General features: G+C 72.1%; 25 protein-coding genes. 12 read left to right on the forward strand and 13 right to left on the reverse strand.

All coding sequences use genetic code 11. From position 1 onward, the window contains the following. Nucleotides 1-76 precede the first annotated feature (76 nt). The 7 genes from ACIOHP_RS33040 to ACIOHP_RS33070 form a co-directional block, all read right to left on the reverse strand. On the reverse strand, nt 77-1,057 hold the full coding sequence (locus ACIOHP_RS33040) for a tetratricopeptide repeat domain-containing protein (protein WP_046260485.1): 981 nt from the start codon (nt 1,055-1,057) through the stop codon (nt 77-79). A 105-nt stretch (nt 1,058-1,162) separates the two neighbouring features. After that, entirely contained in the window at nt 1,163-2,395 is a 1,233-nt protein-coding gene (locus ACIOHP_RS33045; RefSeq protein WP_401893281.1) for an HD-GYP domain-containing protein, read from the reverse strand. After that, nucleotides 2,392-3,681: an HD-GYP domain-containing protein gene (locus ACIOHP_RS33050; protein ID WP_401893283.1), complete on the reverse strand. Its 1,290-nt coding sequence runs from the start codon at nt 3,679-3,681 to the stop codon at nt 2,392-2,394. The genes ACIOHP_RS33045 and ACIOHP_RS33050 overlap by 4 nt, the downstream gene beginning before the upstream one ends. Before the next feature lie 127 nt (nt 3,682-3,808). Beyond that, complete coding sequence (gene rsrA / locus ACIOHP_RS33055; RefSeq protein WP_307026071.1) at nt 3,809-4,114, reverse strand: mycothiol system anti-sigma-R factor; 306 nt, start codon at nt 4,112-4,114, stop codon at nt 3,809-3,811. After that, on the reverse strand, nt 4,111-4,794 hold the full coding sequence (gene sigR / locus ACIOHP_RS33060; RefSeq protein WP_266822218.1) for an RNA polymerase sigma factor SigR: 684 nt from the start codon (nt 4,792-4,794) through the stop codon (nt 4,111-4,113). The genes rsrA and sigR overlap by 4 nt, the downstream gene beginning before the upstream one ends. A 257-nt stretch (nt 4,795-5,051) precedes the next feature. Next, the gene (locus tag ACIOHP_RS33065; protein WP_401893322.1) at nt 5,052-5,681 is read right to left on the reverse strand and encodes an alpha/beta family hydrolase; all 630 of its coding nucleotides are present in this window, start codon (nt 5,679-5,681) and stop codon (nt 5,052-5,054) included. Nucleotides 5,682-5,691: 10 nt separating this feature from the next. Then, a complete protein-coding gene (locus tag ACIOHP_RS33070; RefSeq protein ID WP_361542421.1) occupies nt 5,692-6,507 on the reverse strand; it encodes an SOS response-associated peptidase in 816 nt (271 codons plus the stop codon). A gap of 213 nt (nt 6,508-6,720) precedes the next feature. Here ACIOHP_RS33070 and ACIOHP_RS33075 point away from each other — a divergent pair, with 213 nt between their 5' ends. Genes ACIOHP_RS33075 through ACIOHP_RS33100 form a run of 6 tightly spaced genes read left to right on the forward strand, consistent with a single transcriptional unit; the run spans nt 6,721 to nt 12,938 of the window. Further along, the gene (locus tag ACIOHP_RS33075; RefSeq protein WP_401893286.1) at nt 6,721-8,025 is read left to right on the forward strand and encodes an NAD(P)/FAD-dependent oxidoreductase; all 1,305 of its coding nucleotides are present in this window, start codon (nt 6,721-6,723) and stop codon (nt 8,023-8,025) included. Continuing rightward, nucleotides 8,022-8,762, forward strand: a complete 741-nt coding sequence (locus tag ACIOHP_RS33080; protein ID WP_401893288.1) for a DUF1365 domain-containing protein — start codon at nt 8,022-8,024, stop codon at nt 8,760-8,762. Before ACIOHP_RS33075 ends, ACIOHP_RS33080 begins: the two co-directional genes overlap by 4 nt. Next, nucleotides 8,759-10,069 (forward strand): class I SAM-dependent methyltransferase, encoded by a 1,311-nt coding sequence (locus ACIOHP_RS33085; RefSeq protein ID WP_401893289.1) that lies wholly within the window; start codon nt 8,759-8,761, stop codon nt 10,067-10,069. Before ACIOHP_RS33080 ends, ACIOHP_RS33085 begins: the two co-directional genes overlap by 4 nt. Next, entirely contained in the window at nt 10,066-11,388 is a 1,323-nt protein-coding gene (locus ACIOHP_RS33090) for a class I SAM-dependent methyltransferase (protein WP_401893291.1), read from the forward strand. The genes ACIOHP_RS33085 and ACIOHP_RS33090 overlap by 4 nt, the downstream gene beginning before the upstream one ends. Continuing rightward, nucleotides 11,385-12,188: a DUF1295 domain-containing protein gene (locus ACIOHP_RS33095; protein ID WP_401893293.1), complete on the forward strand. Its 804-nt coding sequence runs from the start codon at nt 11,385-11,387 to the stop codon at nt 12,186-12,188. The genes ACIOHP_RS33090 and ACIOHP_RS33095 overlap by 4 nt, the downstream gene beginning before the upstream one ends. 27 nt (nt 12,189-12,215) lie before the next feature. Continuing rightward, nucleotides 12,216-12,938: an alpha/beta family hydrolase gene (locus ACIOHP_RS33100; RefSeq protein WP_401893294.1), complete on the forward strand. Its 723-nt coding sequence runs from the start codon at nt 12,216-12,218 to the stop codon at nt 12,936-12,938. On the opposite strand, the gene ACIOHP_RS33105 is transcribed toward ACIOHP_RS33100, so the two are convergent. The 5 genes from ACIOHP_RS33105 to ACIOHP_RS33125 all read right to left on the reverse strand — a co-directional run bounded on the left by ACIOHP_RS33105 (nt 12,905) and on the right by ACIOHP_RS33125 (nt 17,864). Beyond that, a complete protein-coding gene (locus ACIOHP_RS33105) occupies nt 12,905-13,822 on the reverse strand; it encodes a YihY/virulence factor BrkB family protein (RefSeq protein WP_401893296.1) in 918 nt (305 codons plus the stop codon). The two genes, ACIOHP_RS33100 and ACIOHP_RS33105, sit on opposite strands and share 34 nt — an antisense overlap. 117 nt (nt 13,823-13,939) lie before the next feature. Beyond that, nucleotides 13,940-14,596 (reverse strand): fasciclin domain-containing protein, encoded by a 657-nt coding sequence (locus tag ACIOHP_RS33110; RefSeq protein WP_401893297.1) that lies wholly within the window; start codon nt 14,594-14,596, stop codon nt 13,940-13,942. A 73-nt stretch (nt 14,597-14,669) separates the two neighbouring features. After that, a complete protein-coding gene (locus ACIOHP_RS33115) occupies nt 14,670-16,286 on the reverse strand; it encodes a molybdopterin-dependent oxidoreductase (RefSeq protein ID WP_401893324.1) in 1,617 nt (538 codons plus the stop codon). Nucleotides 16,287-16,533: 247 nt separating this feature from the next. After that, nucleotides 16,534-17,283, reverse strand: a complete 750-nt coding sequence (locus tag ACIOHP_RS33120; RefSeq protein WP_401893299.1) for an anti-sigma factor domain-containing protein — start codon at nt 17,281-17,283, stop codon at nt 16,534-16,536. After that, entirely contained in the window at nt 17,280-17,864 is a 585-nt protein-coding gene (locus ACIOHP_RS33125) for a sigma-70 family RNA polymerase sigma factor (RefSeq protein ID WP_401893300.1), read from the reverse strand. The genes ACIOHP_RS33120 and ACIOHP_RS33125 overlap by 4 nt, the downstream gene beginning before the upstream one ends. 361 nt (nt 17,865-18,225) lie before the next feature. Here ACIOHP_RS33125 and ACIOHP_RS33130 point away from each other — a divergent pair, with 361 nt between their 5' ends. From ACIOHP_RS33130 to ACIOHP_RS33145, 4 genes are all read left to right on the forward strand, one after another. After that, entirely contained in the window at nt 18,226-18,939 is a 714-nt protein-coding gene (locus tag ACIOHP_RS33130) for a M50 family metallopeptidase (RefSeq protein WP_361542456.1), read from the forward strand. Between the two features lie 98 nt (nt 18,940-19,037). Continuing rightward, nucleotides 19,038-20,354 (forward strand): 3-phosphoshikimate 1-carboxyvinyltransferase, encoded by a 1,317-nt coding sequence (gene aroA / locus ACIOHP_RS33135; protein ID WP_361542459.1) that lies wholly within the window; start codon nt 19,038-19,040, stop codon nt 20,352-20,354. A gap of 13 nt (nt 20,355-20,367) precedes the next feature. Next, on the forward strand, nt 20,368-21,378 hold the full coding sequence (gene rsgA, locus ACIOHP_RS33140; RefSeq protein ID WP_361479745.1) for a ribosome small subunit-dependent GTPase A: 1,011 nt from the start codon (nt 20,368-20,370) through the stop codon (nt 21,376-21,378). A gap of 77 nt (nt 21,379-21,455) precedes the next feature. Continuing rightward, complete coding sequence (locus tag ACIOHP_RS33145; protein WP_266888278.1) at nt 21,456-21,779, forward strand: multidrug efflux SMR transporter; 324 nt, start codon at nt 21,456-21,458, stop codon at nt 21,777-21,779. Nucleotides 21,780-21,865: 86 nt separating this feature from the next. Here the strand turns inward: ACIOHP_RS33145 and ACIOHP_RS33150 are convergent, their stop codons facing one another. Next, entirely contained in the window at nt 21,866-22,474 is a 609-nt protein-coding gene (locus ACIOHP_RS33150) for a TetR/AcrR family transcriptional regulator (RefSeq protein WP_351690202.1), read from the reverse strand. A gap of 176 nt (nt 22,475-22,650) precedes the next feature. On the opposite strand from ACIOHP_RS33150, the gene hisN reads away from it, so the two are divergent. Together hisN and ACIOHP_RS33160 are read left to right on the forward strand one after the other, a co-directional pair. Beyond that, nucleotides 22,651-23,451, forward strand: coding sequence for a histidinol-phosphatase (gene hisN, locus ACIOHP_RS33155; RefSeq protein ID WP_361479752.1), 801 nt, complete (start codon nt 22,651-22,653; stop codon nt 23,449-23,451). Nucleotides 23,452-23,587: 136 nt separating this feature from the next. Continuing rightward, nucleotides 23,588-23,980 carry a cyclic nucleotide-binding/CBS domain-containing protein gene (locus tag ACIOHP_RS33160; protein ID WP_401893303.1) on the forward strand — a complete coding sequence of 131 codons (393 nt, stop codon included), beginning with the start codon at nt 23,588-23,590 and terminating at the stop codon, nt 23,978-23,980. The last annotated feature ends 151 nt before the right edge of the window (nt 23,981-24,131 follow it).

Below are 24,131 nucleotides of genomic sequence, written 5' to 3' on the forward strand. Positions count from 1 at the left end.
GGCGCGGGGCTGTGCCCGATATGCGGCCCCGCCGCATGGGCGCGACCAGTCACGACGGGCCCGCGCCCGAAATCCGTCAGCACACCTCTTCGAGATCACGCCAGTCCCGCGAATCAGGGCTGTCGGCGACCCACCCGTCCAGCAACCCCCGAACCAGCGCAGCCGGCGCAGCCACCCCGCACTCCCGCTCCGGCACCCACAACTGCCCGTCCGTCCGATGCCCCAGCGGCCCCGGATGCCCCGGCTCGCTGTGGTCATGCGGATCGAGATGCTCCCCGTCGCCCTCGTCGGACGGCATCTGCGACTCGGAACACATCCGGCACAGCAGCCGGACGGACGACGACCAGTCCTCCGCGGCGAACCCCGCGTCGGAGGCGAGCTGCTCCAGGGCGTCCCGGTCGGCCTCCGTAGCGGCCTCCAGCAGCACCACCCACGTCGGCACCGGCGACGGCGCCCACAGCTCGATCTCGTCGAACACGGGGTACGAGTGCCCGGCGGCGGTGGTCCGCTCGCCGTGCGGCACCCCGTCGTGGAGCACGACCTCGCCCCAGCGCCGCCCGGACGACGGCAACGGGATCGACAGCACCTCGATGCGGGCCGGATCCAGCCGCCGGCCCCACACCACCTCGGCCTCCCCTTCCGGGGACAGCCGTACGGCGGCGCTGCCGAGGTCCATGCCGACCGGCTCGCCGGGGTCCGCGGCCCCGCCCGGCACCCGCAGCCCGTAGGCCTGCCAGGCCCGCCGGGCCAGCGGCCAGTCCTGGAGCGCGGTGGCCGCGATGCCGACGTTCCACCAGTCGGGTGCGCCCGTCTCCCGGTCGAGCAGCGCGACGGCCCTGAGGCCCGCGGCCCGCGCCTGCTCCCAGTCGTGCCGGAACTTGTGCAGCAGGGCGAGGTTGAACCAGGACTCGGACAGCCAGGGCTCCAGGTCGGCGGCCCGCGTCAGCAGCGCGCCCGCGTCCTCGTACCGACCGTCGCCGATCAGCGTGAACGCGCGGTCTGTGGCCTGCCGCCAGGAGGCGGAGGGCCGGTGCCGTCCCTTGCCGAAGATCCTCACGATTCCCGCCTGCCAGTTCCGTTCAGTGGGCTGGCCATCGCCCCCGGACACCCTCTTCTTCGCATCCAACCATGCGCGGCTGGAAGGGCGCTCATTACCCATGGGTTACCCAACCGAGGGCAGGGTAAGACTGTCCCTGGCCAGCACCCGGGCCAGGGCCTCCACGACCTCGGGCGCGTAGTCCCCCGCGGTGGCGAGCCGCAGCTCCTCCAGGGCGGTGAGGGGCCCGCCGGGTCCGGCGTCCCGCGCCTTCTCCTCGTAGGCGTTCACCGCCCGCACGATCCGCGCGGCGACCGGCTGCTGCCGGTAGGGGTCGGCCTGCCGCTCCACGACCACGGCGACCGAGCCGTCCACCCCCGTCTGCCGTACGACGGCCCCGCCGAGCAGGGCGATCCGCCGCTGCTCCTCGGTGGGCAGCCCTGCGGTGGCCCCCGCCGGGACCGGATCGATCAGGCTCAGCTGTCCGATGTCGTGCATGAGGGCGGCGTACTCCAGGACGGTGAGATCGGGTCCGGTCAGCCCCAGGTCCCGCCCCACGGCCTTGCTGAGCTCGGCGACGCGGCGGGCATGCCCCGCGGGGGTGTACCCGGCGATCTCGGTGGCCCGGGCGAGGGAGACGATGGTCTGCCGGTAGGTGGTCCGTACGGCGGCGTACCGCCGGAAGGCCAGCTGGGTGAGGAGGAGGGGCAGGGAGAAGACGGGCAGCGCCCACAGTCCGACGACGGCGACCGCGAGGGCCATCACCGCGCCGGTCGCGCAGACGGCGGACCCGATGCCGAGCAGGGCCCGCAGTTCGTGCCTCAGCAGCGGGGCGAAGGGCCAGCGGGTGCGGGAGTGCGCGAGCGCGGCGGCGAGCACGGCGTCGCAGAGCGCGGTGAGGGTGAGGAGCGCGATGAGCACGAGGGCGTACGCCGGTCCGCCCCAGTCGTCGAGGACGCCCCGGTTGTAGAGGGGCTGGAAGCAGACGGCGCAGAACGCGGTGCTGAGCAGGCGGCGCGAGAGATGGTCGACCATCGGACCCTGCCCCCGCGCGATGTGCGGCACGCTGCCGAGGAGCGCGGCGGCGAGCACGACGGCCACCACCTGGAGGACCCCGTGTGTGGTGGGCCGCCCGGCGTCCGCCCCGAGCAGCGCGTATGCCAGCGCCCCGGCGGACCCGAGCGGCGCGGCCTCCCGGACCCGGGCACCGGTCCACCGCGCGAGCTCACCGACGGCGATCAGCACCCCGAAGGCCAGCGCGACCCCGCGCTCCTCTAGCCCCGTCCAGAGAATGACCCCGAGCGACACAAGAGCGAGAACCCCCGCCGAACCATGCACCAGCAGCCGAGGCCACCTCATCGGTGCGCTCCGGGGCGGCTGGAGACCGGTCGCCGGGGGCTCGGTGGGCGTTCCTCGTCCGCGGTCACCGCGGGGTGCCAGCCGTGTCGGCCCAGCGCCCGCACCAGCGCCGTGACCATCCGCGGGTCGAACTGCGACCCCGCGCACCGCTCCAGCTCCTCCAGCGCGGTGGCGACAGGCCGCGCCCGGCGATAGGACCGCGTCGACGTCATGGCGTCGAAGGCGTCGGCGACCGCCACCACCCGCGCGGACTCGGGGATCTGGCTTCCCACCAGCCCGTACGGATACCCGCTCCCGTCCAGCCGCTCGTGATGATGCAGAACGGCAGCCCGCGCCTCCCCCAGAAACGAGATCCCCCGCACCATCTCGTGCCCGTACTCGGGATGCAGTTCGATGACGCGCCGCTCCTCCGGGGTCAGCGGCCCGTCCTTGCGCAGCAGCCGGGTCGGCACGCCCAGCTTGCCGACGTCGTGGAGGATCCCGGCGAACCGGAGCACCTCGACGCGCCCCTCGTCCATGCCGAGCTCACGGGCGATCATCATCGAGGCCTGGCCGACGCGCTCGCTGTGTCCGCGGGTGTACTCGTCCTTGATGTCGACGGCCTGCACGAGTGCGCGGATGGTGGCCTGATGGGCGGCCTGTTCCCGGTGGTACTGGGCGAACGCCCACCAGGACACGCACATCGGCAGCAGCACGAGCAGCGCGGCGACGGGCCCGTACGGGCTGCGCCACAGCACGGCCATCATCAGCCCGGCGAGACCGTGCACGGCGATCGGTGCGAGGGAACGTACGAACAGACCGCGCCAGGCCAGTCGTACCGGCACCCGCTCGGCGAGCGCCAAAATGCCCCCGTCCAGAACGGTGAGCACCAGACAGAAGGCGATGACGGCCGCCCCGGCCGGGACGAGCACATACGGAAAGTCGGGGGCCACGACGGCGTCCCTGCCGCCCAGCGTCCAGTGCACCCGGGATGCCGCCCAGACGGCGACGGCGAGTTGGGCGGCCCGCCAGATCCGGCGGATCGTGCGCGGCCGCTGCACGACCGGGGAGAGCAGCGCCCCCGGCAGCGCGACGAGCGCGGCGGCGGGGGGCGGCAGCAGGAAGGCCCCGGCGAGCAGCACGGGATAGAAGGTGCCGGAGAACCGCTCGCCTCCGGCGTAGAGGGCGGCGAGCAGGGCGACCGCCCACCAGGGGGCGGTCACCGCCGGCAGCGCGTGCACGCAGTAGAGGGCGCCGAGGGCGACACCGACGACGTACACGCGTGCCCGTGCCGCTGTCCCCTCCATGACGCCCCTTAGAGATCTCCCGAGCCTGCTCAGCTTCGGAGCCTAGGAGGGCAAGAGGGGGTTCCGCGGGCCGATTACCCGCGGATTAGCACGTTCGAGTGACGACAGCCCGTTCCCAGAAGGGAGTTCAGGCCTCCTGGGCCGGGGCCGCGGTGATGTCGTGGTCGGGCACCGCCTGTCCGGAGCGGATCAGGTCGAGCCGCCCCAGGACCTTGGAGCGCAGGTCGGTGGGGACGTCGTCATGACCGCAGCACCGCTTGACCAGCTTCTTCACGGCCTCTTCCAGGCCGTACTTCTCCAGGCACGGCGAGCACTCCGTGAAGTGCTGCTTGAACTTGTCGCGGTCGACGTCCGGCATCTCACTGTCGAGGAACTCGTAGAGATGATCGAGTACCTCACTGCAGTCCGTCTCGTGCGGCTCTCCGCAGCTCATGAGCCCGAACCTTTCGCTTCGTTCGACTCTCCGGCGCCGGCCGGGACCAGCCCGCGCTCACGGGCGTAGTCCTCGAGCATGCCGCGCAGTTGGCGACGGCCCCGGTGCAGCCGGGACATCACCGTACCGATGGGTGTCCCCATGATGTCCGCGATCTCCTTGTACGCAAAGCCCTCGACGTCCGCCAGATAGACGGCGATGCGGAATTCCTCGGGGATCGCCTGGAGCGCTTCCTTCACGTCCGAGTCGGGCAGGTGGTCGAGCGCCTGCGACTCGGCGGAGCGCAGACCGGTCGACATGTGCGACTCGGCACGTGCGAGCTGCCAGTCCTCGATCTCCTCGGCCGCGGAGCGCTGGGGCTCACGCTGCTTCTTGCGGTACGAGTTGATGAAGGTGTTGGTCAGGATCCGGTACAGCCAGGCCTTCAGGTTGGTGCCCTCGCGGAACTGGTGGAAGGACGCGTACGCCTTGGCGTACGTCTCCTGCACCAGGTCCTCGGCGTCGGCCGGGTTGCGCGTCATGCGCAGGGCGGCCGAGTACATCTGGTCGAGGAATTCGAGCGCGTCCCGCTCGAAGCGCGCGGTGCGCTCCGAGGTGGTCTCCGTGCTCGTGCCCTGGCCCTCGGGCTGCTCCGCCTGGCCGTGTTCGGTCCCTGCGTCGGTACCGGGAACCGGACCCACCTCCTCAAGATTGCGGGCAGGACCGAAACCGATCCCACCAGAATCGGAGGATAGAACACGATCCGGTCCGCCCGCCGCCCGAATAGGGCCGGTCTTGGCCGCGTGCAGCACCGTCCAGTCCAGGTCAGCGCGGCTGCTGCGGCTCGGGCAGAAGGTCGAACCCATGCGGCGGACTTCCTCTCTACGACGGTCGGTGCTGGTTCTTCAGCACTTCTGTCCGCCACAACAGAGCTCCGGGGCTCAACATTCCCGAGCCTTTACCCGAGTGACCCGGCCCACTTCACCACCGCGTCGGTGATGAGCGTCACGGCCTGTTCCTGGGTGAGGTCCGCCTTCTTCGGCACCGCGAACCCATGATCGCCGTACGCCACCTCGACCAGCTCATACGCACCGTCGGGGAACTCCTCCGGCTTCCCGAAGGGGTCGTTGCCGCCCTGTACGACCAGCGTGGGCACCCCGGATCCGAGCAGCTCGTCGGCACGGGACTTCTCGGGCCTGCCGGGCGGGTGCAGCGGGAAGCTGAGGGCGAGCACGGCGGCGGCGCCCAGTTCGACGGCGGTACGGCAGGCCACGCGGGCCCCGGCGCTGCGCCCGCCGGAGATGACGGGCAGCCCCGGCCCGGCCACGGCGGGCCAGATCCCCCGCCATCCCGCGTCGAGGGTCTTCGGCGGGGACGCCACCTTCTTGCCCGCCACCCGCCAGGGCTGCTCCACGAGCGCGACGCTCACGCCGTGGTCCGGGAGCGTCCGCGCGAGAGCCTGCAGATCCCTCGCCTCGATCCCTCCGCCGGCGCCATGGCTGACGGCGAGCACGAGGCGTGCCTTCTTCGCGGGGTGCCAGGTGATGCGGGCGTCGCCGGCATCCGTACCGATGATCTCGGTGGTCACTGTGGTCACGTCAGAAGAGTGTGCCCTCTTCGGGGCCCTCCAGCTCGGTCAGCAGCTCCGGTCCGTTGTTGCGGACGTTGCTGACGGCCGTGGAGACCGGGTAGGCGCGCATCAGCCCTGCCGGGGGCGGCTCCAGGAGGGAGCGCAGGTCCTCGACGTCGGTGCGGGAGGGGTCCAGCCAGGAGTCCCAGCGGTCCGGCGTCAGCATCAGCGGCATCCGGGGGTGGATGTCGGCGAGGACGTACGGTCCGTCGGCCGGGGCGACCGCGAGCGGGGTGGTCTCCGCCTCGGTGGTGATGACCGAGCAGGTCACCCACCAGGCCTGCGGGTGGTCGTCGGGGAGGGTCTTGTCACGCCAGAACTCGTACAGCCCCGCCATCGCGAAGACGGACCCGTCGGCCGGCAGCACGAAGTACGGCTGCTTGCGCGGTCGCTTCTTCCTGCCCTCGACCTCCAGGTCCCGCTCCGCCTTGGCGGTGACCCACTCGTAGTAGCCGTCGGCGGGGATGATGCAGCGGCGGGAGGAGAAGGCCCGCTTGTACGACGGCTTCTCGTGGACGGTCTCGGCGCGGGCGTTGATCATCCGGGCGCCGCCCTCGGGGGTCTTCGACCAGCTCGGCACCAGTCCCCACTTGAGCGTGCGCAGCTGGCGAACGGGGCGTGGATCATCCGCGTCCTTGAGAGGACGGTCGAGGACGGCGTAGACCTCCTTGGTGGGGGCCACGTTGTAGTCGGGCGCCAGTGTCTCCTCGGGCTCCCACTTCTCGATCTCGAAGATTCCTGCGAGATCCCCGGGCCCCCGGCTCGCCGCATACCGCCCGCACATCCGTGACCACCCCTCCGGCTTCCTGCGCCCCGTCCACCGGGACACATCCAAGAGTGGCAGACCGCCGCCGCGCCCACGCCGGGTGGGCGAGCGGACAGGAGACGGCCCGGCGCCCGGTGCCGCACAGGCGATCCGCCGCGGGGCCAATCCGCTGCCCGACCTGATCCGGATTACGCGGGACAGCACTGATCGCGGCCGGCAGGAGGAAGGGCGATGGAGCGCACGTCGAGACAGGCGTCGCGAGCGCCGCAGGACGCGGGGCGGCGCACTGCCGTCGTGGGCGCCGGGGTGGCGGGGCTGACCGCCGCGTACGTCCTGGGCCCGGACCGTCACGTCACCCTCTACGAGGCCGACGACCGGCTCGGCGGACACGCGCACACCCATGAGCTGACCTCGCCGCACGACGGGCGGGTGCACCGCGTCGACTCCGGTTTCATCGTGCACAACCGGCGGACCTACCCGTATCTGCTGCGGCTGTTCGACGAACTCGGCGTCGCCACGCAGGAGTCGGAGATGAGCATGTCGGTGCGGTGCGAGGGGTGCGGCCTCGAGTACGCCGGTGCCCGCGGCCCGGCCGGCCTGCTCGCACGGCCCCGCAGCCTCCTGCGCGGCCGCTATCTGCGGCTGCTGGCGGAGGTTCCGGCGTTCTACCGGGCGGCCCGCCGACTGCTCGCCGAAAGCCCCGAGGACCCGCTCACCCTCGGCGAGTTCCTGGACCGGGAGGGCTTCTCCGGCTACTTCCGCGCCCATTTCATGACTCCGGTGGTGTCCGCCGTGTGGTCCTGCGACGCCGCGACCGCGCAGCTCTATCCCGCCGCCTATCTGTTCCGGTTCCTGGGCCACCACGGGATGCTCTCGGTGGGCGGTTCCCCGGTGTGGCGCACGGTGACCGGCGGCTCGCGCGAGTACGTCGACCGGGTCGCCAAGCACGTCGACGAGGTCCGCACCGCCACCCCTGTCCGGGCCGTGCGACGGCACGCCGACGGCGTCGACATCACCGCCGGGGACGGCACGACCGAGTCGTACGACGCCGTGGTGATCGCGGTCCACCCGGACGCGGCGCTGCGGCTGCTGGCCGACGCGACCGCGCGTGAGCGGGAGGTGCTGGGCGCGTTCCGGTACTCCCGCAACTCCACGCTCCTGCACACCGACACCGGGCTGCTGCCGCGTGCGCGCGGTGCCCGCGCCTCCTGGAACTACCTGATGCCGTCGTGCACGGCGGGTGCCGACCGGGTGCGGGTCAGCTACGACATGAACCGGTTGCAACGCCTCGACGCCGCCGAGAGGTTCGTGGTCACGCTGGGCGGCGAGGACCGCGTGGATCCCGGGCGGGTGCTGGCCCGCATGGTCTACGAACACCCGGTCTACACACCGGAGTCGGTGGCGGCTCAGCGGCGACTGCCGGAGCTGGACAGCCCGGTCTGCGCGTTCGCGGGCGCCTATCACGGCTGGGGGTTCCACGAGGACGGCTGCCGCTCCGGAGTCGAGGCCGCCGCCGCGCTCGGAGTGCGCTGGTGAGCACCGTACCGGCCCTGTATCCCTGCACGATCGCCCATGTGCGGACCACGCCCCGGCGGTACGCGCTGCGCCACCGCACGTACATGTGGCTCGTCGACCCCGACCGTCCGCCCCGGCTTCCGCTTCCGCTGCGGCCGTTCGCCCGGTTCGACCCGCGCGACCACTTCACCGGCGACCGGCCCACGATCCGGGCGGGTCTGGACGCCTTCCTGGCCGAGCACGGCGTGGACCTGGGCGGCGGGCGGGTGCTGATGCTCACCCACGCGCGCGTGCTCGGGTACGTCTTCAACCCGCTCACCCTGTACTGGTGCCACGGCCCGGCCGGGGAGCTGCGCTGCGTGGTCGCGGAGGTGCACAACACCTACGGCGGGCGCCACGGATACCTGCTGCGTCCGGACGCGGCCGGCGCAGAAAAGGAACTCCGGACCGACAAGGAGTTCTACGTCTCGCCGTTCTTCCCCGTCGACGGCCGCTACCGCATGCGCCTCCCGCCGCCCGGAGCGCGGCTCGACGTGACCGTGCACCTGGACCGCGAGGGCGGCCGGGCCTTCACCGCGACCGTGCGCGGCACCCGGCGCGCGGTGAGCACGGCGTCGCTGCTGCGGCTGGCGTTGCGGCACCCCTGGTCCACCCTCGCCGTGTCGGCCGCGATCCGCGCCCACGGCATCCGCCTGTACCTGCGGGGGCTGCCCGTCCAGCCCCGCCCGGAACACCGCACCTCGGAGAAAGCGACATGACGACAGCGAGGCCGGCAGAGCCCCGTACCGCCCCCCACGGGCACACCAGTCCCACCGACACCGGCGACGGCCGCGGCGCCCCCGTCGACGCCGCCCGCTGGCCGGACGTCGCCGTCGTGCCGAAGGCGTCGTGGCCCCGGGCCGCCGTGACGCGGGCCCTCGTGCGGCGTGCCCTGCGCGGGCTGCCCCTGTGGACACGGTTCGCCGACTCCGAGCCCATCGGCCGGGGCGGGCCGCTGCTGGAGGTGCGGGATCCGGAGAGCTTCCACGCGCGCGTGGGCACCCACGGACTGGTCGGGTTCGGGGAGTCCTACATGGCGGGCGAGTGGGACGCCCCCGACCTGGTCGCCGTCCTCACCGCGTTCGCCGCGAACGCCGCCGATCTGGTCCCGGCACCCCTCCAAGGGCTGCGCGGCCTGTGGGCGCTGCGCCGGCCCGATGAGCAGCGCAACACCCCCGACGGTTCCCGGGCCAACATCAGCCGCCACTACGACCTGTCCAACGACCTGTTCGCCCTCTTCCTCGACGACACCCTCACCTACTCCTCGGCCCTCTTCCGGGGCTTCCCGGCGAGCCGGGACCGGCTCGCCGCCGCCCAGCACCGCAAGATCGACCGGCTGCTCGACCTCGCCGACGTCGGCGCGGGCACCCGGCTGCTGGAGATCGGCACCGGCTGGGGCGAACTGGCCCTGCGGGCCGCCGCGCGCGGCGCCCGTGTCACCACGCTCACTCTCTCCCGGGAACAGCGGACCCTGGCCCGGGAACGGATCCGCGCGGCGGGACTCGAGGAGCGGGTCCGCGTCGAACTGTGCGACTACCGCGAGGCCCGCGGGGAGTACGACGCCGTGGTCAGCGTGGAGATGATCGAGGCGGTGGGCGCGGAGTTCTGGCCGGTGTACTTCCGTGCCCTGGACGAGCGGCTGGCGCCGGGCGGCCGGGCGGCACTCCAGGCCATCACCATGCCGCACGAGCGGATGCTCGCCACCCGCTCCACCTTCACCTGGATCCACAAGTACGTCTTCCCCGGCGGGCAGATCCCGTCCACCCGGGCCATCGAGGAGACCGCCCGCGACCACACCCGGCTGCGTCTGTCCCGCCGCGACGGTTTCGGCGCCCACTACGCCGAGACGCTGCGCCTGTGGCGGGAGCGGTTCACGCAACGCGCCGGGGAGGCCGAGGAGCTCGGCTTCGACGAGACCTTCCGCCGGCTGTGGACCTTCTACCTGGCCTACTCCGAGGCCGGGTTCCGCTCCGGCTACCTGGATGTCCAGCAGTACCTGTTCACCAAGGAGAACCCCCTCCGATGACCGCCACCGAGATCTCCGCCCGGCCCGGTGCCGCCCACCGGCTCGCCGCCCTCGCCGAGGACGTCCTCGGCGGCCCGCTGCCGGTCCGGCTGCGCGCCTGGGACGGCAGCGAGACGGGCCCGGCCGACGCCCCCGTGGTCGTCGTGCGCTCCCGGCGCGCACTGCGCCGACTGCTGTGGCAGCCCGGCGAACTGGGCCTGGCACAGGCCTACGTCACCGGCGAGGTCGACGTCGAGGGCGACCTGGCCCAGGGGCTGCGGACGGTGTGGGCCGCGCAGCGGGAGCGCGGCCTGCGCCCGCCCCGGCTCACGCCCGCCGACCGGGGCCGTGCCCTCGCCACGGCCGTGCGGCTCGGCGCCGTGGGCCCGCGTCCGTCCGCCCCGGCCTCCCAGGCCCGGCTGCGCGGCGGCCTGCACAGCCGGGCCCGCGACCGGGCCGCCATCAGCCACCACTACGACCTGTCCAACGACTTCTACGGCCTGCTCCTCGACGACACCATGGCCTACTCCTGCGGCTACTGGGCGAGTTCGGAACCCGGCTTCGGGCCCGCCGACGCCCAGCGGGCCAAGCTGGAGCTGATCTGCCGGAAACTCGCCCTGGCGCCCGGGGCCCGGCTGCTGGACATCGGCTGCGGCTGGGGCTCGCTCACCCTGCACGCGGCCGAGCGGCACGGCGTCCGGGTCACCGCCGTCACGCTGGCCGGCGAGCAGGCGGCGTACGTGCGCGAGCGGGTGCGCGAACTCGGTCTGACGGATCTGGTGGAGGTGATCTGCCAGGACTACCGGGACATCCGGGGCAGCGGGGTCGAAGGCTACGACGCCGTCGCCACCGTCGAGATGGGCGAGCACGTCGGTGACGCCGAGTACCCGGCCTTCGCCGCCGCCCTGCACCGGCTGGTCCGGCCGGGCGGCCGGGTACTGGTGCAGCAGATGTCACGCGGCCCCGGTGCTCCCGGCGGCGGACCGTTCATCGAGGCGTACATCGCCCCCGACATGCACATGCGGCCCCTCGGCGAGACGGTGGACCTGCTGGAGGGGGCCGGTCTGGAGGTCCGGCACACCGAGTCGCTGCGTGAGCACTACGTCCGCACGGTCACCGCGTGGCACCGCACCCTGGAGGAGCGCTGGGACCGGTTCGCGGCGCTGGTGGGCGAGGAGACCGCGCGCGTGTGGCGGCTGTACCTGGTCGGCGCGGCGCTGGCCTTCGAGGAGGGCCGCATGGGCGTCGACCAGATCCTGAGCGTGCGGCCGGGGCCCGGTGGTGACAGCGGGATGCCGTCGACCACGCACGCCTGGTACGAGGGGCTGGGCCGGCTGTGAGCGGGTTCGCCTGGAGCGCGTTCGCGGCCAATCTCGCCTGGGCCGCCGCCGCGGCGCTCACGGTCATGCTCGCCACCTTCGCGCTCGCGGTGCGCGCGGGTCTGCACCGGATCGTGGACATCGCCTGGGGTGTCGGGTTCACCGCCGTCGCCGCCGTGAGCCTCGTCGCCTCCGCCGGGCACGGGGACCCGGCGCGGCGGGTGCTGGTGACCGCCCTGACCGCGGTGTGGGGGCTGCGGCTCGCCGTGCACATCGCCCGCCGGAGCCGGGGTCACGGCGAGGACCCGCGCTACGAGGCGATGCTGGCCAAGGCGCCCGGCAGTCGGAACCTGTACGCCCTGCGCATGGTCTACCTGCTCCAGGGCGCCCTGGTCTGGCTGGTGTCCCTGCCCGTCCAGGCGGCGCAGTACGTGTCCGGCCCGCCGTCGTTCCTCGCCTGGGCCGGGGTCGCGGTGTGGGCGGTGGGCCTCTGCTTCGAGGCGGTCGGCGACGCCCAGCTCGCCCGGTTCAAGGCCGATCCCGCCCACCGGGGCCGCATCATGGACCGGGGGCTGTGGGCGTGGACCCGGCACCCCAACTACTTCGGGGACTTCTGTGTGTGGTGGGGTCTGTTCCTGCTCGCCTGCGACACACCGCAGTCGGCGGCCGTGTCCGTCGTGTCCCCGCTGGTGATGAGTCTGCTGCTGGTGCGCGGGAGCGGGAAGCGGCTGCTGGAGCAGCACATGGCGGGCCGTCCCGGCTACGCCGAGTACATGGCGCGGACCAGCGGCTTCTTCCCCCGCCCACCGCGCCGACGCTGACCGTGCCCGAGGACGAGGAGACGAGGAATGCCCGCAGGGCCCCGTGACGAGACCGGGTCGCCGCCCACGCCCGGCGCCGCCCTCATGCCGCTACGCCTCCCCACACGGCCCCGGGCGGCCGTGCTGGTCCTGCACGGAGGACGGGCCGTCAGCCGCCGCCCGTCCCGGCCCTGGCACCTCGCCGCCCTGCGCATGCGCCCGTTCCTGTGGTCGCTGGAGGCGGAACTGCCCGGCCGGGACGTCCTGCTGGCCCGGGTGCGCTACCGCCTCCGAGGCTGGAACGACGCCCACGCCGACCCGGTCTCCGACACCCACCGGGCGCTGGACCGCCTCGCCGAGCTGGCCGGCCCGGTGCCCACGGTGCTGGTCGGCCACTCGATGGGCGCCCGGGCCGCACTGCGCGCCGCCGGCCACCCGCAGGTGAGCGCCGTGCTCGCGCTGGCGCCCTGGTGTCCGCCGGGCGAGCCGGTGGAGCAGACGGCGGGCCGTCACCTGGTGGTCCTGCACGGTGACCGGGACCGCGTCACCTCGCCGGTGGAAGCGGCCGGCTACGTACGCCGGGCGCAGGGCACGGCGGCACGCGCGGGCATGGCTCTGGTCGGCGGTGGTGACCATGCGATGCTGCGTCGGCACGCCCTCTGGCACCGCACCGCCGCGGGAGCCGTGGCCCATCTGCTCGACCCCGGCTCCGTCCCCGACCCGCTGCCCGCGGAGTCCTACGGCACGGCCGACAACTTCCCCGTGCTCTGACCGCGCGGCCCCGCGAGTTCCGCGGCGAACTGCGCCCCGGTCAGCAGGGCGAGGTTGGACAGCCACAGCCAGACGAGGAAGACGACGACGCCCGCGAGCGAGCCGTAGAGCCTGCTGTACGTGCTCAGGCTCGAGGCGTACCAGGCGAAGCCCGCGGAGACCGTCAGCCACAGCGCGGAGGCCAGCACACCGCCGGGCAGGCTCCGGGCACGCGGACGGGCCGCGGCCGGACCGGTGTGGAAGACGACCACGACCAGGAGGGCGACCAGACACAGCAGCAAGGGCCAGCGCAGCACGCTCCACGCCCAGGTCACGGTGGTGTCCACACCGACGATCCGGCCCGCCGCCTCGGCGAGCGGGCCGGTCAGCAGCAGGACGAGCGAGCCCGCGAGGAGCAGTCCCGACAGTACGAGGGCGGTCAGCACGATCCGGTGCGCCTTGCGCCAGGTCGAGCGCCGGTCCTCCACCCGGTGCATACGGTGCAGGGCGCGGCGGAAGACGGCGAGATAGCTGGAGGCCGACCACAGCGCGCTGGCCGTACCGGCCACGAGCAGTGGCCATGCGGTCCCGTCGGCCCGCAGCGCGTGGGACAGCACGGCGTGCAGGTCGGCGCCGGACTCTGCAGGGGCGTAGGCGGTGACGTGGGTGACGAACTCCTCGGCCGTGTCCGGGCTGATCAGCCCGAACGCGAGGACGGTGACCATCATCCCGGGGAGCACGGCCAGGATCGCGTAGTACGTCAGCGCCGCCGCGTAGTCGGTGATGTCGTCGTTCCACAGGGACACCGGCGTGCGCCGCAGGGCCGGCCACCAGGCGGCGGTCAGCCGGGGCCGGGGCACGTGGCGGCCCACGGCGGTGTACGTGAACGGTCTGCTCATGCCCATGCGCCTCTCACCCGGGTCCTCTCCCGCATACCCCGCGCCGAGCGAGTTCCTCGCGGCTGTGCGAACAAAGGTTCCGGGGGACGTCACGTGCGTGACGTCCCCCGGGGCCGGGTGCGGTCAGCTGGCGGGCATCAGCACGGTGTCGACGATGTACACGTTGGCGTTGGCGGTCTTGACGTCTCCGCAGACGACCTTCGAAGAGTCGTTGACGGTGTAGGACTCACCCGAGCCGGAGGTGGTCAGCTTCGACTTCTCCAGCGTGTCGAAGGAACCGTTCTCCAGGTCCGCCGGGGCCAGCCGCTGTCCGACGACGTGGTACGTGAGGATCTTGGTCAGCTGGGCCTTGTCGTTCAGGACCTTGTCCAGGGTCGCCTTGGGGATCTTCGCGAAGGCGTCGTTGGTCGGCGCGAACACGGTGATGTTCTCGGCGTTGTTGAGGGTGTCGACCAGACCGGCCTTCTTCACGGCCGTGACCAGCGTGGACAGGGCCGGGTTGTTGGAGGCGGCGGTGGCCACCGGGTCCTGGGCCATGCCGTCGAAGGAACCGGCACCGCTCTTGGGGACCGTCGAACAGGCGGGGCCGAAGGGCTGGTCGCCCGCCGGGGTGCCGGAACCGGCCATGCCGTCGTCGGAGGCGGCCGCGGAGGCGGAGGTCTTGGCGGAGGAGTCCGACGACGCCGAGTCGCTGCTGTCGTCCGAGCAGGCGCTCAGCGCCAGGGGCAGCACGGCGGCCGCGGCGAGGGTCACGGCGGTACGGCGGAAACGGGTGTTCATGGTGTTTCTCCTGTGGGATCGACGCGGTCTGGGCCGCGTTCACATGGGAAGGGGAGAAGTGGCTTGGGGGGCGTCAGTCGACGGTCACCACGACGGAGTGCCATCCGCTGGCGCCGTCGGGGATCGTCCGTGCGCGTTTCTCGGTCTGCACCCGGCCGGTGCGGTCGGTGGCGCGGACGGTGAGGGTGTGGCCGCCCTTCGGGGCCTGCCAGGCCAGGGACCACTGCCGCCAGGTGTCGCGGGTGTCCTCGGCGGCGAGCCGGGCCTCCTGCCAGGGGCCGTCGTCGACGCGGACCTCGACCTTGTCGATGCCCCGGTGCTGGGCCCAGGCGACCCCGGCGACCATGACCGGGCCGGCCTGGGGACGGGCGAACGGCTTCGGGGTGTCGATCCGCGACTGTGTCTTGATCGGTGCCCTGCGGGCCCAGTCGCGCTTGACCCAGTAAGGGTCGTAGTCGTCGAAGGTGGTGAGTTCGATGTCCTCGATCCACTTGCAGGCGGAGACGTAGCCGTACAGGCCGGGCACCACCATCCGGACCGGGAACCCGTGCGCGAAGGGCAGCGGTTCACCGTTCATGCCCAGGGCGAGAAGAGCGTCCCGGCCGTCCATGACGTCCTCGACCGGACTGCCGATCGTCATGCCGTCGACCGAGCGGGCGACCAGCTGGTCGGCCGGACCGCCCCGGGAGGGCGGCAGCACCCTGCACTCGGAGAGCAGTTCGGACAGGCGTACGCCGATCCAGCGGGCGTTGCCGACGTACGGGCCGCCGACCTCGTTGGAGACACAGGTCAGGGTGATGTCGCGCTCGATGAGCTCACGACGCAGCAGATCGTCGTAGGAGAGGGACAGCGGGCGGCGAACGCCCTTGCCGTGGATGCTGAGGCGCCAGGTCCTGGCGTTCACCTTGGGAACCACGAGAGCGGTGTCGACACGGTAGAAGTCGTCGTTCGGTGTCGTGAAGGAGCTGATGCCGGGGATCCGCAACCGGACCCCCCTGGGGAGAGCCGGGGCCGCGGAGACCGGCGCGGGCAGCACGGCCTCGTCGCGTGAGGCGACAGCGTCCCGGCCGCTCGAACCGTTCAGGGCCCGCCCCAGTACGCCGGCCCCGGTGGACGCCGCGGCGGCGGCCGTAGCGGCGACGACGAAGCCACGGCGGTCCCATCCCTGACCCGGGGGCGGGCCGCTCTCCGGAGCGGCTGTCGCGTCCGGCGCCGGGCCCCGGAGGGCGAGACGGCCGGCCAGGAAAAGGAGCAGTACGGCTCCGACGATCGCGCCCGCGATCGACGGCAGGGCATCGGAGAGACCGTTCGAATCGGGCTGGCTGATGGCCGCGACCGCCCCGACGGCACCGAACAGCAGAACACCGACGGCGGCGGTACGGCGAAATCGCAGCGCCGCCATTCCCAGGGCGATGGCGAAAACAGCGAGCACGAAAAGAACACCGAGCTGAAGAAAGAGTTTGTCGTCGGTGCCGAAATTCCGGATCGCCCAGTCCTTCACCGCGGCGGGCGTCCGGTCGATCGCCGCGCCGCCGACCACGACGACGGGCCCGGACTGCGGCCGAACCGCCGCCGACACCAGCTCTGCCGTGGCGAGCGCGGCGAAACCCGCCAGCGCACCACTGAGCGCTGCCGACGCCGGCCTTGTCCACCCGCGGGTGTTCCGGAATTCCTTCTCGTCCTCGGTCACGTGGGGAATCCGGTCCCGGTCGGCCGGTGGATTGGTCAATCCTCGATCGGATGAATAATTCCTTCCGGACCAATCCGCATCGGCCGCCGCTACGGATAAGGAACATTCACCGGGACGCGAAATCCACCGCCCCTTTTCCGGAAAGCGGAATCAGAGGCAGCCCGGGACCGTCACGGTGATCCGATGTACGGCTTGCGCCGGAAACAGAGCGGTCATCGGACGGGGCCGGTGGCGCCACCCGCAAGCCTCAGGCCGGGAAGGTCATCAGGGCGAGCGGAGCCGACGTGGGCTGCTTCGAGCCGCCGCCGGGTTCGACGGTGATGCCCATGCCCGACGCCGAGTCCACGGGACCTCGCATCAGGACGGCCTGGTCGGCGCGAGCGGGGTCCATCAAGCCGGCCGACCGCATCGCTCCGGCGTCGTCGAACCACAGCTGGTAGACCTTCCCGCCCGGAGGACTCGCCATCCCGGAGACGAGGAAGACGGCCCTGTCCAGGTCACGGGAGACCACGACCGTGCCGGTGGCACCCCCGGCCAGCTCCGCGGCCTGGGTCCGGGCGTCCGGCGCGGCCAGTACGGCGGCGATCTCGTCCGCCCCCTGTTCGGCGCGGTGCGCCCGGCCCAGCGCGTCCTCGGCCCGCTGGTGCTGCCACACCGTCGTACCGCCGAGCACGGCGGCCGCCAGACACGCGGCCAGCGTCCACCGCGACAGCAGTCGCGCCCGCAGCCGCGTACGGCCCGAGCCGGACCGGGCCGATCCGTCGGGCCCCTCCTGGCGGACGGTGGTGATCCGCCGCAGCACCTGCTCCCGCAGCGCCGCGGAAGGCGTCACCGACGCCGCGAGCCCCAGGCGGGCCGCGGTGGCGGCCAGCTCGGCCGTCTCCTGCGCGCACGCCTCGCAGCCCGCGAGGTGCCGCTCGAAGGCCTCGCGTTCCCCGTCGGGCAGGGCGTGCAGCGCGTAGGCACCCGTCAGCCGGTGCAGATCGGTGGCCGTCATGCCGTCACTCCCAGGCAGTCGCGCAGCCGGATGAGTCCGTCCCGCAACCGGGTCTTGACCGTGCCCAGCGGCAGCGACAGCGCCTCCGCCACCTGCCGGTAGGTCAGTCCGCGGTAGTAGGCCAGCGTGACGGCCTGGTGCTGGATCTCGGTCAGCGTGCGCAGACAGCGCCGTACCTGTTCCCGCTCCAGCCGCGCCTCGACCTGCTCGGTCACCTCGTCGTACTCGGGCGTGCGCTCCAGCAGGGCGGCCTTGTGGTCCCGGACGGCCGCGGCCTCCGCCGAGCGCACCCGGTCCACCGCCCTGCGGTGCGCCAGCGTGAGGATCCAGTTGATGGCCGTGCCCCGGTCAGGGCGGTAGCGGGGAGCGGTGCGCCACACCTCCACCAGGACCTCCTGGGCCACCTCCTCCGACTGTGCCTGGTCGCGCAGCACGGCACGGACGACGCCCAGGACCGACCCCGCGACGGCGTCGTACACCGAGGTGAACGCCTCGTCGTCGCCCAGGGCCACACAGCCCACGAGCTCCTCCAGGTTCGGCTCGACAGAGGGATTTCTGCCGATATGGACAGCTTCTTTCACCGAGGGCCTCCGCGGTCGGGACATCTCCGGACGTAATCCGATCCAGCTGAGGCGGCGGATTGGTCCCGATGACGATGAATACGCAGGTGACGCACGAGGACGCGGACATAACGCCTCCGCCCCTGCGTCACTGGAGGGGATTCCGGCCGACGGCCCGTCGCGGATGCAGCCCGCCGTCCCGCGCCGCCCCCACCGTCACGGAACCGTCCCGGAACGGAGCCCGACCGCACCGACCCCAACGCTGTGACCTGCATGTTTGCCGTCAGGAACGATCGCCGTCACGTGGACGTCTCAGATAGCGTCCGGACATCCGTGCCACACTGCCAGACTCCGTACGACCGAGAGGGAGCCACCGGGAGACATGGACACCAGCACAGCGACCTCTCTCTGGGACGAGCTGATCGGCACCCAGCCCGACCCCGACCTGTGGGTGGTTCTGGCCACCTTGGTCGCGGCGCTCGCCATAGTGGTCCCGCACGGTCTGTGGCGTGTCTCGCGCAACGCCATCACCATCGCCCACGAGGGCGGCCACGGTCTGATCGCCCTGCTCACCGGTCGTACCCTCACCGGTATACGGCTGCACTCCGACACCAGCGGCCTCACGGTCAGCCGCGGCAAGCCGCACGGCATCGGCATGATCCTCACCGCGGCGGCCGGCTACACCGCTCCCCCGCTGCTGGGTCTGGGCGGCGCGGCCCTGCTGGCCACGGGCCGCATCACCCTGCTGCTGTGGGTGGCCACGGCCCTGTTGGTGGCGATGCTGGTGATGATCCGCAACGCGTACGGCGCCCTGACGGTCCTCGTCACCGGCGCCACATTCGTGCTGGTGTCCTGGCTGGCGGGCCCCCAGGTCCAGGCGGCGTTCGCGTACGCGGCGGTGTGGTTCCTCCTGACGGGCGGTGTCCGTCCCGCTTTCGAGTTGCAGGCGAAGCGGGTGCGAGGAGGGGCCGGCGATTCGGACGCGGACCAGCTGTCACGCCTGACGCATGTACCGGCGGGCCTGTGGCTGTTCCTGTTCCACGCGGTGAGCCTGTGCTCACTGATAGGCGGCGGCAGGTGGTTGCTGGAGGTGTGATGCCGCCCCGAAGGGCACATCACAGGGACGCGGGGAACTGCGCGACCAGCCACGATGGCGTCGCACCCGAAAGACCGCCCCCCACTAAAGTGGACCCCATGGCTTTGAACCCCTCAGACACCGCCCTCTGGCCCGCCCCCCATGCGAGCGGAGCCGTCGACGCGACGGTCCACGTCCCGGGGTCGAAGTCAGTCACCAACCGCGCCCTCGTACTGGCCGCCCTCGCAAGCGAGCCCGGCTGGCTGCGCCGCCCCCTCCGCTCCCGGGACACCCTCCTCATGGCCGCGGCCCTCCGCGAAATGGGCGTGGGCATCGAGGAAGGCGTGGGCCCCGACGGCACGGGCGAGTCCTGGCGCGTCCTGCCGGCAGGCCTCCGCGGCCCCGCCACGGTGCACGTCGGCAACGCCGGCACCGTCATGCGCTTCCTCCCCCCCGTCGCCGCCCTCGCCGACGGCGAGATCCGCTTCGACGGCGACCCGAGGTCGTACGAGCGCCCCCTGAACGGCGTCATCGACGCCCTGCGCGTCCTCGGCGCCCGCATCGACGACGACGGCCGCGGCGCACTGCCGCTGACGGTCCACGGCGGCGGTGCCCTGGACGGCGGTCCGGTGGAGATCGACGCGTCCTCGTCGTCGCAGTTCGTGAGCGCGCTGCTGCTGAGCGGCCCCCGCTTCAACCAGGGCGTGGAGGTCCGTCATGTGGGCTCCACCCTCCCCTCGCTCCCCCACATCCGCATGACCGTCGACATGCTGCGCGCGGTCGGCGCCCAGGTCGACACCCCGGAGTCGGGCGGCGAGCCCAACGTCTGGCGGGTCACGCCGGGGGCGCTGCTCGGCCGGGACCTGACGATCGAGCCGGACCTCTCCAACGCCCAGCCGTTCCTGGCGGCGGCCCTGGTGACCGGCGGCAAGGTCGTCATCCCCGACTGGCCGAGCCGCACCACCCAGCCCGGTGACAGGCTGCGGGAGATCTTCACCGAGATGGGCGGTTCCTGCGAACTCACCGAGTACGGCCTCGTGTTCACCGGTTCGGGTGCGATTCACGGTATCGACGTGGACCTGGGCGAGGTCGGTGAGCTGACTCCGGGCATCGCGGCGGTGGCGGCGCTGGCCGACTCCCCCTCGACGCTGCGCGGCGTGTCCCATCTGCGCCTGCACGAGACGGACCGCCTGGCCGCGCTCACCAAGGAGATCAACGAGCTCGGCGGAGATGTGACCGAGACGGCCGACGGACTGCACATCCGCCCGCGCCGTCTGCACGGCGGGATCTTCCACACGTACGAGGACCACCGTATGGCGACGGCCGGCGCGATCATCGGTCTCGCGGTGGAGGGCGTGCAGATCGAGAACGTGGCGACGACGGCGAAGACCCTGCCGGACTTCCCCGAACTGTGGACCGGAATGCTCGGGGCGTAGGGGCCTAGACATCATGCGTCGCTACGGCAAGAACACCGACGAGGACGACATCCGCAGCCGCCCGAACCGCAAGGGCAACCGGCCGCGTACGAACATCCGGCCCAAGCACGAGGAAGCGGTCGAGGGCATGGTCCTCACCGTCGACCGGGGCCGGCTGACCTGTCTGGTCGACGACAGGGTCGTGATGGCCATGAAGGCCCGCGAACTGGGCCGCAAGGCCGCCGTCGTCGGAGACCGGGTGGCCATCGTCGGCGACCTCTCCGGCCAGAAGGACACCCTGGCCCGTATCGTCCGCATCGCGCCGCGCACCTCGGTGCTGCGCCGTACCGCGGACGACGACGACCCCTTCGAGCGCGTGGTCGTCGCCAACGCCGACCAGCTGGCGATCGTCACGGCCCTCGCCGACCCCGAACCCCGCCCGCGCCTCATCGACCGCTGCCTGGTCGCGGCGTTCGACGGCGGTCTGACGCCCCTCCTGGTCCTGACGAAGTCGGACCTCGCCCAGCCCGACAAACTGCTGGAGCTGTACGGCCACTTGGACATCCCGCACGTCGTCACCAGCCGCGAGGAACTGGAGAACGGCAGCGCGGTGGACCGGGTGCGCCAGGAACTCGACGGCAAGATCACGGCGTTCGTCGGCCACTCGGGCGTGGGCAAGACGACGCTGGTGAACGCACTGGTCCCGGAGGACCTCCGCCGGGTGACGGGCCATGTGAACGCGGTGACCGGCCGCGGCCGCCACACCACCACCTCGGCGCTCGCGCTGCCCCTGGCGGGCGACGCGGGCTGGGTGATCGACACCCCGGGCCTGCGGTCGTTCGGGCTGCACCACGTCGATCCGTCCCGCGTGATCCTCGCCTTCCCCGACCTGGTGCCGGGAACCGAAGGCTGTCCCCGTGCGTGCAGTCATGATGAGCCGGACTGCGCGCTGGACGAGTGGGTAGCCGAGGGGCACGCGGACCCGGCGCGGCTGTACTCGCTCCGCCGTCTGTTGGCGACCAGGGAACGCAAGGAAGGCGACTGACCTCCGCGTTGTTTGTCTCCGTACAGGTCAGGCAAAGGCATAATCGCACCGAGCCGGACGTACGGGAGGGACAGCACATGGCGTGGCTGCTGGTGGTGGTCGCCGGGTTGTTGGAGACCGGTTTCGCCGTGTGTCTCAAGCTCTCGCACGGCTTCACTCGGCTGTGGCCCACCGTCGCGTTCTGCATCTTCGCCCTCGGCAGCTTCGGTCTGCTGACCCTGTCGCTGCGGAAACTCGACGTGGGCCCGGCGTACGCGGTGTGGACCGGCATCGGGGCGGCCGGTACCGCGATCTACGGCATGATCTTCCTCGGCGACCTGGTGTCGACGCTGAAACTCGTCTCGATCAGCCTGGTCATCGTGGGCGTGATCGGCCTCCAGCTGTCCGGCTCGGCACACTGAAGGCCGCTCGGACGGCTCTCCTGACGGCCCGTCCGCCGTCGAAGTCGACCTCGGGCGCGGTCACTTCGGGCAACGGGCAACGGCTTTCACACCGGCTGCCGGTGCAGCGCGCTGCGTACCAGGTCCGCGACCCCGCCCTCACCCGGCGGGGCGGCCACGCAGGACAGCGCGACCCGGACGGTCAGCTCGCAGGAGCGGGCGAGGTCGGCGTGGTCCGCCTTGTTCGCACCGGGTCCGCCGAGCACCGCCACGGCACGGTCGCGGACCAGCGCCACTAAGTCGCCGGGCGACGGCAGCGGGCCGTCCGCCCGGCGCTGTGCCGGTACGGCCGAGGAGGACGGGACCGCGGACAGCGTCGGGGAGGGCAGCCGCTCGCTCCAGCAGCCGGTGAGCAGGGCCCGTACGAGCGCGTTGTCCTTGGCGGTGGCCGCGGTCCACTCGGCGGTCGCGGTCAGCCGGTCACGGGCGTCGCTGTGGGTGGCGAGCGCGCGCTCGACGCCGGCGAGATATCCGTCGGCCTCCCTTCTCACCAGCGCGCGGGCCAGCCCCTCCTTGCTCCCGAACTCGTTGTAAAGCGTCTGCCGGGACACTCCTGCCGCCGCCGCGACATCCACCATCCGCACGGTGGACCACGGCCGGCGGGCCAGCGCCGTGTACGCGGCGTCCAGCAGGGATTCCCTCGCTGCAGGCATCATCGCCTCCTAGGGGCGAGCGGCTCTGGGCCCAGATTTGACGCGCGTGAGGGCACTGTCAAGGGTTCGCGAGGGCATCGGGGGGCGCCCTTGATCCACCGCACGCCGTCCGCCCGGGTCCCGTCCGCGCCTTGGTCCCGTGTAGCCCCGTACCGACCACGGCAGATAGCGTTCGTCCCATGCCGGACTACCTCGACGACCTCCGCTTCGCCCACGTCCTCGCGGACGCGGCCGACGCAACCACCATGGACCGCTTCAAGGCGCTGGACCTCAAGGTCGAGACGAAGCCGGACATGACGCCGGTGAGCGAAGCGGACAAGGCGGCGGAGGAGATCATCCGTACCCATCTCCAGCGCGCCCGTCCGCGGGACGCGATCCTCGGCGAGGAGTTCGGCGTCCAGGGCACCGGCCCCCGCCGCTGGGTGATCGACCCGATCGACGGCACCAAGAACTACGTCCGGGGCGTCCCCGTCTGGGCCACCCTGATCTCCTTGATGGAGGCGGCGGAGGGCGGCTACCAGCCCGTCGTCGGCGTCGTCTCCGCGCCCGCGCTCAACCGCCGCTGGTGGGCCGCGAAGGGCCACGGCGCCTTCTCCGGGCGCAGCCTCACCTCGGCCTCCCGGCTGCATGTCTCCCGCGTCTCGAAGATGTCGGACGCCTCCTTCGCGTACTCCTCCCTGAGCGGCTGGGAGGAGCGGAGCCTCCTCAACGGCTTCCTGGACCTGACCCGCGACGTGTGGCGCACGCGCGCGTACGGCGACTTCTGGCCCTACATGCTGGTCGCCGAGGGCGCGGTCGACCTCTGCGCCGAACCCGAGCTGTCCCTGTGGGACATGGCCGCCAACGCGATCATCGTGACGGAGGCGGGCGGCTCCTTCACCGGCCTCGACGGCCGTCCGGGCCCGCACAGCGGCAACGCGGCCGCCTCCAACGGTCTGCTCCACGACGAGATGCTGGGATACCTCAACCAGCGCTACTGAGCGCGCACGCCCTCAATCGGCCGCACGCGCCCCCTTGTTGACCCTCGCTTTACCTGCGACTCTGAGGGGACCCTCATTTGTGAACTTGTGAATCCTCGAACTATCTCGGGGATTCGTAGGAGGTGACTCCGCACCCATGCTCGTCCGTGACGCCATGAGCACAGTGGTCCTCACCATCGGCCCCGCCCACACCCTCCGCCAAGCCGCCGCCCTGATGTCAGCCCGGCGCGTCGGCGCGGCCGTGATCCTCGACCCCGATGCCGGCGGCATCGGCATCCTCACCGAACGCGACGTCCTCAACGCCGTGGGACTGGGCCAGAGCCCGGACACGGAACGCGTCCACGACCACACCACCACCGACGTCGTCTTCGCGACACCGTCCTGGACCCTGGAGGAGGCGGCCCGGGCCATGACCCACGGCGGCTTCCGGCACCTCATCGTCCTGGACCGCGGCGAGCCGGTCGGCATCGTCTCGGTCCGCGACATCATCCGCTGCTGGGCACCGGCACGACAGCACGTCCCGGCCTGAGCGCAGTACGAGCGGGGGGGGGGGGGGGGGGCCCCCCCCCCCCCCCCCCCCCCCCCCCCCAATAGAAAACAAAGTGGGGGTCACAAAAAAAAAAAAAAAATTTGGGGGTGGGCCAGGCGGGTTTTTTGTGGGAAAAAGTGTTATAATTGGT

The sequence above is a fragment of the Streptomyces sp. NPDC087859 genome (assembly GCF_044742595.1).
GTDB lineage: Bacteria > Actinomycetota > Actinomycetes > Streptomycetales > Streptomycetaceae > Streptomyces > Streptomyces canus_F.

Coding starts and splice junctions, on each gene's coding strand:
- ACIOHP_RS33045 (WP_401893281.1), bottom strand. CDS start 2,395: ATGAGGTGGCCTCGGCTGCTGGTGCATGGTTCGGCGGGGGTTCTCGCT.
- ACIOHP_RS33050 (WP_401893283.1), bottom strand. CDS start 3,681: ATGGAGGGGACAGCGGCACGGGCACGCGTGTACGTCGTCGGTGTCGCC.
- rsrA (WP_307026071.1), bottom strand. CDS start 4,114: ATGAGCTGCGGAGAGCCGCACGAGACGGACTGCAGTGAGGTACTCGAT.
- ACIOHP_RS33070 (WP_361542421.1), bottom strand. CDS start 6,507: ATGTGCGGGCGGTATGCGGCGAGCCGGGGGCCCGGGGATCTCGCAGGA.
- ACIOHP_RS33075 (WP_401893286.1), top strand. CDS start 6,721: ATGGAGCGCACGTCGAGACAGGCGTCGCGAGCGCCGCAGGACGCGGGG.
- ACIOHP_RS33085 (WP_401893289.1), top strand. CDS start 8,759: ATGACGACAGCGAGGCCGGCAGAGCCCCGTACCGCCCCCCACGGGCAC.
- ACIOHP_RS33090 (WP_401893291.1), top strand. CDS start 10,066: ATGACCGCCACCGAGATCTCCGCCCGGCCCGGTGCCGCCCACCGGCTC.
- ACIOHP_RS33100 (WP_401893294.1), top strand. CDS start 12,216: ATGCCCGCAGGGCCCCGTGACGAGACCGGGTCGCCGCCCACGCCCGGC.
- ACIOHP_RS33105 (WP_401893296.1), bottom strand. CDS start 13,822: ATGGGCATGAGCAGACCGTTCACGTACACCGCCGTGGGCCGCCACGTG.
- ACIOHP_RS33110 (WP_401893297.1), bottom strand. CDS start 14,596: ATGAACACCCGTTTCCGCCGTACCGCCGTGACCCTCGCCGCGGCCGCC.
- ACIOHP_RS33120 (WP_401893299.1), bottom strand. CDS start 17,283: ATGACGGCCACCGATCTGCACCGGCTGACGGGTGCCTACGCGCTGCAC.
- ACIOHP_RS33130 (WP_361542456.1), top strand. CDS start 18,226: ATGGACACCAGCACAGCGACCTCTCTCTGGGACGAGCTGATCGGCACC.
- aroA (WP_361542459.1), top strand. CDS start 19,038: ATGGCTTTGAACCCCTCAGACACCGCCCTCTGGCCCGCCCCCCATGCG.
- rsgA (WP_361479745.1), top strand. CDS start 20,368: ATGCGTCGCTACGGCAAGAACACCGACGAGGACGACATCCGCAGCCGC.
- ACIOHP_RS33145 (WP_266888278.1), top strand. CDS start 21,456: ATGGCGTGGCTGCTGGTGGTGGTCGCCGGGTTGTTGGAGACCGGTTTC.
- ACIOHP_RS33150 (WP_351690202.1), bottom strand. CDS start 22,474: ATGATGCCTGCAGCGAGGGAATCCCTGCTGGACGCCGCGTACACGGCG.
- hisN (WP_361479752.1), top strand. CDS start 22,651: ATGCCGGACTACCTCGACGACCTCCGCTTCGCCCACGTCCTCGCGGAC.
- ACIOHP_RS33160 (WP_401893303.1), top strand. CDS start 23,588: ATGCTCGTCCGTGACGCCATGAGCACAGTGGTCCTCACCATCGGCCCC.